This is a genomic window from Lysobacter spongiicola DSM 21749 (genome assembly GCF_900167055.1).
GTDB lineage: Bacteria > Pseudomonadota > Gammaproteobacteria > Xanthomonadales > Xanthomonadaceae > Novilysobacter > Novilysobacter spongiicola.
Genome location: NZ_FUXP01000001.1, coordinates 621,165 through 633,079 on the forward strand (window position 1 = coordinate 621,165; position 11,915 = coordinate 633,079).

General features: G+C 67.4%; 11 protein-coding genes and 1 tRNA gene. 1 reads left to right on the top strand and 11 read right to left on the bottom strand.

The window, feature by feature from the left end; all coding sequences use genetic code 11:
- Nucleotides 1-2: 2 nt before the first annotated feature.
- From B5D37_RS02905 to moaCB, 3 genes are read right to left on the bottom strand one after another with little or no spacing between them, the layout of a single operon-like run.
- Nucleotides 3-503 carry a molybdenum cofactor biosynthesis protein MoaE gene (locus B5D37_RS02905; RefSeq protein WP_078757173.1) on the bottom strand — a complete coding sequence of 167 codons (501 nt, stop codon included), beginning with the start codon at nucleotides 501-503 and terminating at the stop codon, nucleotides 3-5.
- Nucleotide 504: 1 nt separating this feature from the next.
- Nucleotides 505-765 carry a MoaD/ThiS family protein gene (locus B5D37_RS02910; protein WP_078757174.1) on the bottom strand — a complete coding sequence of 87 codons (261 nt, stop codon included), beginning with the start codon at nucleotides 763-765 and terminating at the stop codon, nucleotides 505-507.
- A complete protein-coding gene (gene moaCB / locus B5D37_RS02915; RefSeq protein ID WP_078757175.1) occupies nucleotides 762-1,730 on the bottom strand; it encodes a bifunctional molybdenum cofactor biosynthesis protein MoaC/MoaB in 969 nt (322 codons plus the stop codon). Before moaCB ends, B5D37_RS02910 begins: the two co-directional genes overlap by 4 nt.
- 67 nt (nucleotides 1,731-1,797) lie before the next feature.
- Here moaCB and B5D37_RS02920 point away from each other — a divergent pair, with 67 nt between their 5' ends.
- The gene (locus B5D37_RS02920) at nucleotides 1,798-2,589 is read left to right on the top strand and encodes a cytochrome C assembly family protein (protein ID WP_078757176.1); all 792 of its coding nucleotides are present in this window, start codon (nucleotides 1,798-1,800) and stop codon (nucleotides 2,587-2,589) included.
- A gap of 77 nt (nucleotides 2,590-2,666) precedes the next feature.
- Here B5D37_RS02920 and B5D37_RS02925 read toward each other — a convergent pair whose 3' ends face one another.
- From B5D37_RS02925 to B5D37_RS02960, 8 genes are all read right to left on the bottom strand, one after another.
- Nucleotides 2,667-3,020 (bottom strand): hypothetical protein, encoded by a 354-nt coding sequence (locus B5D37_RS02925; protein WP_078757177.1) that lies wholly within the window; start codon nucleotides 3,018-3,020, stop codon nucleotides 2,667-2,669.
- A 290-nt stretch (nucleotides 3,021-3,310) separates the two neighbouring features.
- Nucleotides 3,311-4,729, bottom strand: coding sequence for a DNA repair protein RadA (gene radA, locus B5D37_RS02930; RefSeq protein WP_078757178.1), 1,419 nt, complete (start codon nucleotides 4,727-4,729; stop codon nucleotides 3,311-3,313).
- A 258-nt stretch (nucleotides 4,730-4,987) separates the two neighbouring features.
- The gene (locus B5D37_RS02935; RefSeq protein ID WP_078757179.1) at nucleotides 4,988-6,265 is read right to left on the bottom strand and encodes a nucleotide sugar dehydrogenase; all 1,278 of its coding nucleotides are present in this window, start codon (nucleotides 6,263-6,265) and stop codon (nucleotides 4,988-4,990) included.
- Between the two features lie 114 nt (nucleotides 6,266-6,379).
- Nucleotides 6,380-6,455: transfer RNA gene (locus B5D37_RS02940), tRNA-Thr, on the bottom strand.
- A gap of 52 nt (nucleotides 6,456-6,507) precedes the next feature.
- Nucleotides 6,508-7,458, bottom strand: coding sequence for a 4-hydroxy-3-methylbut-2-enyl diphosphate reductase (gene ispH, locus B5D37_RS02945; RefSeq protein WP_078757180.1), 951 nt, complete (start codon nucleotides 7,456-7,458; stop codon nucleotides 6,508-6,510).
- A gap of 10 nt (nucleotides 7,459-7,468) precedes the next feature.
- A complete protein-coding gene (lspA, locus tag B5D37_RS02950; RefSeq protein ID WP_078757181.1) occupies nucleotides 7,469-7,981 on the bottom strand; it encodes a signal peptidase II in 513 nt (170 codons plus the stop codon).
- A 71-nt stretch (nucleotides 7,982-8,052) separates the two neighbouring features.
- Entirely contained in the window at nucleotides 8,053-10,881 is a 2,829-nt protein-coding gene (gene ileS / locus B5D37_RS02955; protein ID WP_234987704.1) for an isoleucine--tRNA ligase, read from the bottom strand.
- 65 nt (nucleotides 10,882-10,946) lie between these two features.
- A complete protein-coding gene (locus B5D37_RS02960; RefSeq protein WP_078757183.1) occupies nucleotides 10,947-11,912 on the bottom strand; it encodes a bifunctional riboflavin kinase/FAD synthetase in 966 nt (321 codons plus the stop codon).
- Nucleotides 11,913-11,915 lie beyond the last annotated feature (3 nt).

Sequence of the window (11,915 nt, forward strand, 5' to 3'; positions counted from 1 at the left end):
TGTTACCGGGGTCGTGGGGGTGGAACCGACCTTGAAGTATAGCCCGGCGCGCCCTCCGGCCCGCACAGCGCGCAGCCCTCGCTCCACTGGCTGCTGCCGTCGGTGTAGTGCTCACGCTTCCAGATGGGACTGGTGTGCTTGACCGCCTCCACCACCTGCCGGCAGGCGCCGAACGCCTCTTCGCGGTGCGGACTGGCGGCGGCCACGACCATCGCCAGCCCCCCGACTCCGAGGCGCCCCTGCGCATGGCCGATGTAGATCGCCACCCCGTCCCCGTACACCGTTCGTGCCTCGCCGGCGATCGCCTCGAATCCCGCCACCGCCAGCGGCATGAAGACGTCGTACTCCACGGCCACCACGGACTTGCCGAGGTTGAGGTCCCGGACCTGCCCGATGAACAGCGCCATGCCGCCAAAGCTGGGGCGCGAAACGAACTCCAGCGCCTCCTTCGGCTCCAGCACGGCGTTTGCCACGTCCCGGACCTCGCACTTCGCGAATTGCATTTCAGCCCCCACTCACTGGCGGCAGCACCGCCACAACCGATCCCGGGGGCAGCGCGTCGCCATCGCGCAGCACTGTGGTGTCGCTGGCGAAGGCGCAGCGGTCCAGCAGGCCCTGAGGCAGCGCGGGCCAATGTCCCTGCGCGTGATGTTTCAGCACCTCGCGCAGTCCGGCGACTGAAGCCGCATCCGGCATCTCGACCTCCAGCCACGGTTCCGGCTGGAGATCCCGCAGCGCCCCGAAGAGAAGGATTTCGACCTTCACTCGTGGCCCCCGCCATCGATCATCGCCAGCGCGTGGGCCAGCACCGGCGCCAGTATGTCGAAGCCCTGCCGGACCGCACGCTCGCTACCCGGGAGCGAGATCACCAGCATTCCCTCGACTTGCACTGCGCCGCCCCGGCTGAGCCACGCCATCGCGGTATGACGGCTGCCTTCCGAGCGCAGCATCTCGGACAATCCCGGGATCGGGCGCCCCCCCGAGTGCGCCAGGGCTTCCGGTGTGAGGTCGCGCGGACCCAGCCCGGTGCCGCCAGTGCACAGGCACAGCTTGACGCCGTCCTCGGCCAGCTCACGCAGGCGTCCGCATAGCGGCTCGATGCCGTCAGGCAGGACTCCCATCTCCGCGACGTGACCACCGAGAGCGGCAAGCGCCTGCGCCAGGACGGGTCCCGAGCGGTCCTCGGCGCTACTGGCACTGACGCGGTCGCTCAAGGTGAGAACGGCGCAGCGCGCGCCATCCAGACCGGCGGGCGCCCGCGGCCGGAACCGCTCCTGCTCCGCCTGGGTCAAGCCATCGGGGTTGAGCCACAAGCCGGACTTCCCACCCTCCTTGAACAACAGGCGAACCGGGCCGATGACCAGCGCGGGTTCCACGGGCTTGCACAGGTCGTAGAGCGTCAACAGCGCGGCATTGACGCCCGCCAGGGCCTCCATCTCCACCCCGGTGCGCGCCTCGACCGCGCACTCGCAGTACACCCTCACCACCTGGCGCTCCGCCAGCGTTTCGCAATGGATACGGACCAGGTCCAGCGGCAAGGGGTGGCACAGGGGCATCAGCGCCGATGCCAGCTTCGCGCCCTGGAGGCCCGCGACTTCGGCCATGGCCAGCGCATCACCCTTCGGCAGCGTGCGTTCCACGATCATCGGGAACGCCCTGGGCCCCGCCTGCAGCTCACCGACGGCGACGGCCCGGCGCCGGGTGGGGCGTTTATCGCGGATGTCGGCCATGTGGAAGCTCATGGATCGACGATAACAAAGCCGGCCGTTACGGCCGCGGCTGTGCGAGACTTCTCCGATGACAATCGTTCTCATCGCCATGGCTCTTTACCTGGCCTCGGCCGGCCTGCTGGTCGCCGGCGTCAGGCATGGGCCCGACCCGCGCCCGCCCAAGGCCTGGCTGTGGGCAGCCGTGCCCGCGGTGGTGTTGCACGCACTGGTCCACGGGTTGGCCTGGCAAGCGCACGGAGGCGCGGACCTGCACTTCTATGCAGCCCTTTCACTGGTCACGCTGGGGATGACGACTCTGACCACGGCGGTGGGGGCTAACGGACGCATGGCTGCACTTGGCGTGGTCGTCTATCCCGTGGCGATCCTCGCCCTGCTCGGCTACCACCTGTACGGACGGCTCGAGCCCGAAGCACTCGACTGGCGGCTGCAGCTGCATGCATGGCTGGCCCTGCTGGCCTACGCCACGCTGGCCATCGCCGCATTGCTGGCGGTGATGCTATGGATGCAGGACCGCGCGCTGCGGCGTCGCCAGTACCACGCCTGGCTACGTGCGCTGCCGCCCCTGGTCCAGTTGGAGACCCTGCTGTTCCGGACGATCGCCGTTGGATTCGTGCTGTTGAGCGCCGCCCTTCTGACGGGCGTGCTTTTCGTGGAGAACCTGCTTGCCCAGCACCTCGTGCACAAGACGGTGCTGAGCATCCTGTCCTGGTTGGCGTTCGGCCTGCTGTTGCTGGGCCGCAGGGTCCGCGGCTGGCGCGGCTCGACCGCCATCCGTTGGACACTCGTGGCGATGGCACTGCTGGTCCTGGCGTTCTTTGGCTCGAAGTTCGTGCTGGAGCTGGTGCTGGGACAAGGTTGAGCGCGGCACCGGCCAAAGGGGGGGCTGACGGTATGCCCCCTGTCGGCTGCGACAGGGCCAGAGTGTCACGCGGCCGATCAGCGGCAAGCAGCGACACCGCAGCTGTGCCGGCTATCGCGGCTCGTACCCCCCAGGCCCGCCTGCCTTTCCATCAGATAGATGAAGCCATCGTATGGCTCCCACAGTTCCAGCCCATTCCCGGCGCCGGCGATCTCGAACACGAAGATCGAACGACCGTCGCCCTCCCCCCTCACCTTGAGAATCCAGATCACCTCGCGCTCGGAACGAAAGCCGTAGAACGAGGTGACACTGCGGCCAGCAGGACTTGGCACTTCTCCTTCGACGACGATGTCGTCCTGGCACACCAGACGGTATCGCGGGGCCGAGAGGGCTGAACCGTCGTACACGAATTCATCTTCGGAAAGGATCACCGCTCTTCCTATCCGTTCAAGCGCGTCCGGTTCCGGCGTCAAGCCTCCCCGATACCGTTGGACCGAAACAACCGTATAGCGGCCCCAAAGATCCCGCAGATCAGGCGCGGAAGCACTTTCACAGGCGTCCTCACGGCCGGCAGCAGCCTCGCCTTGGCCAGCTTGCTGGCTACCGGGTTGCACCTGGGATGCTCCCACTGGGACCCAGTTGCACCCCGAAAGAACCGCGATCACGACCAATCGCTTCAAGACTGCGCGCGCAACACGTGCCAGACCCCTTCGCCCCAGACTCATATCGCCTCCAGGGCCTCCGACAGCCGCTCCACCGCGATCACCTCCATGCTGCCCACCTTGCCGCTGCGGGGCGCATTGCCCTTGGGCACGATGGCGCGCTTGAACCCGTGTGTAGCGGCTTCCTTGAGACGATCCTCGCCATTGGGAACCGGACGGATCTCGCCAGAGAGGCCGACCTCGCCGAATGCGATCACCTGTTCGGCGAGCGGCTGGTCGCGCAGCGAGGACAGCACTGCCAGCAGCACCGGCAGGTCGGCCGCGGTCTCCTGCACGCGGATGCCGCCGACGACATTGACGAACACGTCCTGGTCGCCGACACCGATGCCGCCATGCCGGTGCAGCACCGCCAGCAGCATCGCCAGCCGGTTGCCTTCCATGCCGACCGCGACGCGCCGTGGGTTGGACAGCGGCGAGGAATCAACCAGCGCCTGCACTTCCACCAATAGGGGGCGCGTTCCTTCGCGGGTGACCATCACGCAGCTGCCCGGCTGTGGACTGGCACTGCCGGAGAGAAAGATCGCCGAGGGGTTGGGGACTTCGCGCAGGCCCTTGTCGCCCATCGCGAAGACACCGAGTTCGTTGACGGCGCCGAAGCGGTTCTTGAACGCGCGCAGCACGCGGAAGCGGCTGCCGGACTCGCCTTCGAAGTACAGCACCGCGTCGACCATGTGTTCGAGCACGCGCGGGCCGGCGATGCCGCCCTCCTTGGTCACGTGCCCCACCAGGAACACCGCGGTGCCTGTTTCCTTCGCATAGCGGACCAGCCGTGCGGCACTTTCCCGCACCTGGCTGACTGAACCCGGGGCCGCGGCCAATGACTCCGTCCACAGGGTCTGGATCGAGTCGGCAACGATCAACCGCGGCTGGGTCGCCACCGCCTGCTCCAGGATCTTCTCGACCGAGGTTTCCGCCAGCGCATTCACGCCATCGAGTGGCAAGCCCAGGCGCGAACCGCGACCGGCCACCTGGGACAGCGACTCCTCGCCGGTTACGTAGAGCGCCGGCAGGGTGGCCGCCATCTTCGCCACCGCCTGCAGCAGCAACGTGGACTTGCCGATGCCAGGGTCGCCGCCCACCAGCACCACCGCACCCTGCACCAGCCCCCCGCCGAGCACCCGGTCGAGTTCGCCGATGCCGGTGGATACCCGCGACTCCTCGCTGTGGGTGACATCCTTGAGGGCGGTGACCTTGGGCGGGTCCACCTTCCCGGCCCAGCCTCCGCGTCGCGCCGCGCCTGCGCTTGCGGCCGCCTTGCCTGCGGCGGCCGACTCGATCACGAACTCGCTCAACGTGTTCCACGCTGCGCATTCGGCGCATTGGCCCTGCCACTTGTTGTGGTCGGCGCCGCATTCGGAGCAGACGTAGGCGATCTTTGCCTTGGGGGCTGATTTCGATGGTTTGCTGGCGATGGACATGTGGGTCGTTGGAGGGCGGATGGGGCAATGTAGCGGGGGCGCGTCGCGGGAGGCGAGATTGGTGGGGTCCGGGGTCGCGACTTGCGTCGCTCCTACGATGGCCCAGTTCTAACTTGTAGGAGCGGCTTCAGCCGCGATGTGCAGGCGGGACGGGCGAACGGTTTCCGGGTCGCGGCTGAAGCCGCTCCTACGCCCGAAGGAAGTCCCCGCGGGACAGCGGGTCGCAGAAGGGATGCGTGAGTAGTCCGGTAGGCGCAACTACAACCGGCCGTCGGCGGCGCCCGCGGGTAACACCGACTTGACGTCGTAAATGATGCAGGCCTCCTGACCGAAGGCGCGGATAGCATCGGCGCCGAGATCGTGGAAGGCTTCGTGGGGCACCGCCAGCACGATGGCGTCGTACCTGCCCTGTTCCGGCGTCTCGACCAGGTCCAGTCCGAAGGCCGCCTTTGCCTCGGTCGCATCCGCCCAGGGATCATGCACGTCCACCTGCGCATGCGAGGCCTGCAGCTCGCGCACGATGTCGATCACTCGCGTGTTGCGCAGGTCCGGACAGTCCTCCTTGAAGGTCAGGCCCAGCACCAGCACGCGGGAGTCGACCACGTTGATGCGCTTGCCGGCCATCAGCCGCAGCACCTGGTGGGCGACGTGCAGCCCCATCCTGCTGTTGATCCGGCGCGCGGTGAGGATCAGCTCGGGGTGGTATCCCAGCACCGTCGCCTTGTGGGTCAGGTAGTAGGGATCCACGCCGATGCAGTGCCCGCCCACCAGACCCGGGGTGAAAGGCAGGAAGTTCCACTTGGTACCGGCTGCGGCGAGCACGTCGGCGGTATCGATACCCATGGTGTCGAAGATCATCGCCAGCTCGTTGATGAGGGCGATGTTGACGTCGCGCTGGGTGTTCTCGATGACCTTGGCCGCCTCGGCCACCTTGATGCTGGGCGCCGCGTGCGTACCGGCGTTGATGATCTGCCGGTACAGGTTGTCGATGAAAACGGCGGCCGCCGGGGTCGAGCCGGACGTCACCTTGGTGATGTTCGCGAGCCGTCGCTGGCGGTCGCCCGGGTTGATGCGCTCGGGGCTGTAACCGCAGAAGAAGTCGCGGTTGAAGACCAGTCCGGACGCCTGCTCCAGCAACGGCACGCAGACTTCCTCGGTCGTGCCCGGGTAGACCGTGGACTCGAACACCACCACGTCACCCTGCTTGAGAAACCCGCCGACCAGCGAGCTGGCCGCCTCGAGCGGGCGAAGGTCCGGGCGGGTGGCATCATCGACCGGCGTAGGGACGGTGACGATGTAGACGTTGCAGGCTTCGAGCGCGGCGGCGTCGGCGGACAGCGTCAACTTGATTGCTGACTCCAGTTCCGCGCCCGACACCTCGCCCGTGCGGTCGTGGCCGCCAAGCAGCGCCTCCACCCGATCCTGGTCGATATCGAAGCCTACCGTCGGGAATCGCGAACCGAATGCCATCGCCAACGGCAGGCCGACATAGCCCAGGCCGATGACGCCGATTCGGACGTTGTCCAGTGAGAGCATGGTTTTCCGGAGGCGAAGGCGGACCGTGCAACTGTAGCAATCGCTGCACCGCGGCGGACTGCCGCAAAAAAATTGCCGGGCAAAAAAAGACCCGCCGGAGCGGGTCTGGAAACTTGGTGCCGGAGATAGGAATCGAACCTACGACCCCATCATTACGAATGACGTGCTCTACCAACTGAGCTACTCCGGCCAAGAGGCGGAATTCTAGGGCTGCGGGTTACCCGGGTCAATCGGATGGTCGATCAATCGACCAGCTGGACCCGTAGCTCCTTGGGCAGTGCAAAGACCATGTTCTCGGGTTTGCCTTCCAGTTCGACCATGCCGGCCGCGCCCAGTTCGCGCAATCGCGAGATGACGCCCTGGACCAGCACGTCCGGCGCGGAAGCGCCGGCGGTGACGCCCACGTTGCGCCGATCCTTGACCCAGGCGGGATCGATTTCATTGGCACCGTCGATGAGATGGGCTTCAACCCCCTCCCGCTCGGCGAGCTCACGCAGCCTGTTCGAATTGGAGCTGTTTACTGAGCCCACCACCAGGATCAGGTCGCATCGCGCCGCCAGCTGCCGCACGGCGTCCTGCCGGTTCTGGGTGGCGTAGCAGATGTCGTCGTTCTTCGGCCCCTGGATGGCGGGGAACCGCGCCTTGAGCGCTTCGATGATGCCGCGGGTGTCGTCGACCGAGAGCGTGGTCTGGGTGGTGAAGGAGACATGGTCCGGCTGCCCGACTTCCAGGGTTTCGACGTCCGCCAGGTCCTCGACCAGATAGATGCTGCCGCTGCCGGCCTCACGCTGCCACTGGCCCATCGTCCCCTCGACCTCGGGATGACCTTCGTGGCCGATCAACACCATGTCGCGGCCGGCGCGGCACTGGCGGGAGACCTCCAGGTGCACCTTCGTCACCAATGGGCAGGTCGCATCGAACACCTTCAACCCGCGGCGTTCCGCTTCGGCACGCACGGCACGGGACACGCCGTGGGCGCTGAAGATGACGGTATTGCCGTCCGGCACCTCGTCCAGCTCCTCGACGAAGATCGCGCCGCGCTGCTTGAGGTCATCCACCACGAACTTGTTGTGGACCACCTCGTGGCGCACGTAGATCGGCGCGCCGAGGGCGTCGAGCGCCCGGTTGACGATCTCGATGGCGCGGTCGACACCGGCACAGAAACCACGGGGATTGGCGAGGATCAGGTCCATGCTGCGTATTTTACTCCCGCGCCGGGTCCGGCTTGCGCTCTCCGCTGAACAGCCCGAACAGCATGATGCCGGCCGCACCGCCGACGATGGCCGCATCGGCGATGTTGAACGCCGGCCAGTACCAGTCCTGCCAGTGCCACTGGATGAAATCCACCACGTGGCCGTGGACGAAGCGGTCGATGACGTTGCCCAGCGCACCGCCGATCACCAGCGCGTAGGGCAGCGCCGTCTTCCAGTCCCGCCGCGGCGTCCGCGACAGCCAATAGCCCAGCAGCGCGCAGATGGCGATGGCCAGGATGATGAAGAAATACTGCTGCCAGCCGCCGGCATCACTGAGGAAACTGAAGGCGGCGCCCGTGTTGTAGGTGCGGTACCAGTTCCAGAAGCCCTCGATCACCGGGATCGCGGTGTACTCGGGCAATGAGGTCAGGACCCAGTACTTGGTCAGCTGGTCCAGCGCGATGACGAGCGCCGAAAGGATGAGCCAGGTCAGGGCGTTGCGGGTGGGCTTGGCAGGAGACATGTGGGTCCGGGGTCATGCGTACGTGGATCCCCGCCGCGGCAGGGAGGGCGTGCTGCTGTGGAACGAGTGGGTCAGAACCAGTGGCGGTCTTCGCCGTCGCCGTCGACGTTGTCGATACAGCGGCCGCACAGGCTCGGGTGGCTGTCGTGCACACCCACGTCGGCACGGTGCTGCCAGCAGCGGCCGCACTTGTCCTTCCCGGTGCGCACCGCTTCCACCACCACGTCCTTGGCGTCGTCATCGGCGACGACGCTGACGTCTCCGCTGATGAACAGGAACCGCAGCTCCTCCGCCAGTGGCGACAGCCAGTTCTGGTCCGATACGCCGCAGCGCAGACCGATCTCGGCTTCCAGCGCGGCACCGATCGTGCCCGCCGCCCGCATCGGCTCCAGCACCCGGGCCACCTGCTCGCGCAGGGCCAGCAGGCGGGTGAAGTCCTCGGCGGAAATCGGCGCGTCCTCCGGCAGCGGCGCCAGGCCGTCGTACCAGGTGGTGAACAACACGTTGTCCTCGCGGGTCCCCTGCCCCGTCTCCGACGGCAGGTGGCCCCACATCTCCTCCGCGGTGAAGCCCAGGATCGGCGCGATCCAGCGCACGAAGGCCTCGGCGATCCGGTACATCGCGCTCTGCGCCGAGCGGCGCCCGCGCGAGCCCTCCTGCATGGTGTACAGGCGGTCCTTGGTCACATCGAGGTACAGCGAACCCAGGTCGACGCTGCAGAAGTTGGCGAGGATCTGCACCACCTCGGCGAAGTCGTAGCGGCCGTACGCATCGATGATGCGCTGCTGCAGGCCGTGGGCGCGATGCACGATCCAGCGGTCCAGGGCAACCATGCCCGCATCACCGGTACCGTCCAGCGGAAGCAGGTGCGAGGCGGGATCGAAGCCGTGAAGGTTGCCCAGCAGGAAACGCGCCGTGTTGCGAATGCGGCGGTAGCCGTCGGCGCTGCGCTTGAGGATCTCGTCGGAGACGGTCATCTCGTTGCGGTAGTCCACCGAGGCGATCCACAACCGCAGCACATCGGCGCCAAGTGCGTCGACCACCTTCTGAGGTGCGACCACGTTGCCGAGCGACTTGGACATCTTGCGCCCGTCAGCGTCGACCGCGAATCCGTGGGTCAGCACCTGCCGGTAGGGCGCGGCGCCATCCATCGCGACACCGGTCAGCAGCGAGGACTGGAACCAGCCGCGATGCTGGTCGGAACCTTCCAGGTACAGGTCAGCCGGCTTGCGCAGGCCGTCGTCCGGGCGCTGGGCCAATACGCATTCGTGGGTGACGCCGGAATCGAACCAGACATCGAGGATGTCGGTGACCTTCTCGTACTGATCGGCCTCCTCACCCAGCAGTGTGCTTGCGTCAAGCGAATACCACGCGTCGATGCCGTCGCGCTCGACCACGGTGGCGACCTCCGACAGCAGCTCGACCGAGCGCGGATGCGGCTCCTGGGTTGCCTTGTGTACGAACAGCGCAATCGGCACACCCCAGGTGCGCTGGCGGCTGATGCACCAGTCCGGGCGGCCGTCGACCATGCCGGCGATGCGCGCCTCGCCCCAGTCCGGGAACCACTCGACCTTGCCGATGGCCGCGAGGGCGTCCTCGCGCAGGTCCGCCTGTTCCATCGAGATGAACCACTGCGGCGTGGCGCGGAAGGCAACCGGCGTCTTGTGCCGCCAGCAGTGCGGGTAGCTGTGGTTGAGCTGGGCGAGCGCCAACAGCGTGCCGTTGCCGCGCAGGGCCTCGACGATGGCGTCGTTGGCCTTCCAGATGTGCAGCCCCGCCACTTCCGTATCGCCCAGTGGCGGTGTCCCCGGCAGGTACACACCACGGGCGTCGACCGGGTTGAGCTGGGCCGCGCTGTACTTCTGCACCAGGCCGTACTGGCGTGCAACGGCGAAGTCCTCCTGGCCGTGGCCGGGAGCGGTATGCACGGCGCCGGTGCCGTCCTCGTCCGAGACGTGGTCGCCCAGCAGCAGCGGGATCTCCCGGTCGGCATAGAACGGATGGCCGACGACGAGGTCCTGCAGCTCGACGCCCCTGGCGCGTCCGTGCACGGCCACCTCCTCGACGCCATAGCGCGCGAGCGCCTTCGCGGCGAGCGCTTCGGCAATCACCAGCCAGCGGCGGCCGCCATCGGCACGCGCGGGCCCCTCGACCAGCACGTAATCAAGCTCCGGACCGATGCTGATGGCGAGGCTGGCCGGCAGCGTCCACGGCGTGGTGGTCCAGATCGGTACCGCGATCTCCACGCCCTCTTCGGCCACCACCTCGAAGGCGGTCGCGATCGGCTTGGCATCCTTCGCCGGATAGGCGACATCGACCGCCGGGGACACCTTGTCGGCGTACTCGATCTCCGCCTCGGCCAGCGCCGATCCGCAGTCGAAGCACCAGTGCACGGGCTTGGCGCCGCGCACCAGGTGGCCGCGGTCGATGATCCTGCCCAGCGAGCGCAGCATGTCCGCCTCGAAGCGGAAGTCCATCGAGCGGTACGGGTGCTCCCAGTCGCCCAGCACGCCCAGGCGCTTGAAGTCCGCCCGCTGCAGGTCGATCTGCTCGGCGGCGTACTCGCGGCACTTCTGGCGGAAGGCGGCGGCATCCAGCTTGGTACCGACCTTGCCGTACTTCTTCTCGATCGCGATCTCGATCGGCAGGCCATGGCAGTCCCAACCCGGGACATACGGCGCATCGAAGCCCGACAGCAGCTTCGACTTCACCACCACGTCCTTGAGCACCTTGTTGACCGCATGGCCGATGTGGATCACGCCGTTGGCGTACGGCGGCCCGTCATGCAGCACGAAGCTGCGCTCGCGGCCCTTCACCTTCTCGCGGATCTGCCGGTAGAGGCCATCGGCCTCCCAGCGCGCCAGCGTGGCCGGCTCGCGCTTGGGCAGGTCCCCGCGCATCGGGAAGTCGGTGGCCGGCAGGTGCAGGGTGTGCCGGTACGGGTTGGCGTCGTTGTTCTTGGCGCTCACGCGGGTGCTCGTGTTGAATCTTGCGAAAGGATGGCGCGGGCCTGGATGGCGTCGCGGTGCATCTGCGCGACCAGGGCCGGCAGGTCTTCGAACTTTTCCTCGTCACGCAGGCGCGCGACGAACTCGACTTCGATCCTGCGACCGTACAGGTCGCCGTCGAAATCGAACAGGTGGGCCTCGAGCAGTGGCTCACTGCCATCGACGGTGGGCCGGGTGCCCAGGCTGGATACGGCCGGCAAAGGCTGGCCTGCCACGCCATGTACGCGCGTGGCGTGGATGCCGGTGAGGGGCGGGACCTTGCCGCCGAGACGCACGTTGGCAGTGGGGTAGCCGAGGGTACGGCCCAGTCGTTCTCCCGGGACCACGCGCCCGCTGATCGCATAGGGCCGGCCGAGCATGCGCGCGGCTGCCTTGAAGTCACCCGCCTGCAGGGCTGCCCGGATCAGCGTGCTGGAGACACGCTCGCCATCGAGCAGCACCGGCTCGATGGCGCCGGCCGCGAAACCCTGCCCCTCCGCCTGCAGCGCAAGGCCCATCGATTGCAGCAGCGCGAGGTCGCCGCCACGGCGCTTGCCGAAACGGAAATCAGGACCGACCCACACTTCACGTACCGACAGATGCCGGACCAGCACTTCGATCACGAATGCTTCCGGCGTCAACGCAGCCATGGCCGAGTTGAATCGCAGCAGGCCGACCTGGTCGATGCCCAGCGAAAGCAGCCCCTCGACTTTGGCCCGGGGCGAGAGCAGGCGCGGCGGCGGATCGCCCGGGGCGAAGAACTCGCGCGGCAGGGGTTCGAAGCTGAGGGCTACCGCGGGCAGGCCAAGCGCCCGCGCCCGGGCCACGGCGTGGCGCACCAGCGCCCGATGCCCCACATGGAGGCCATCAAAGGCGCCGATGCAGACCACACTGCCGTGCGGGCATCGGGGCCCGCCGTCGACGTCTCTGAACAGCCTGCTCATCGC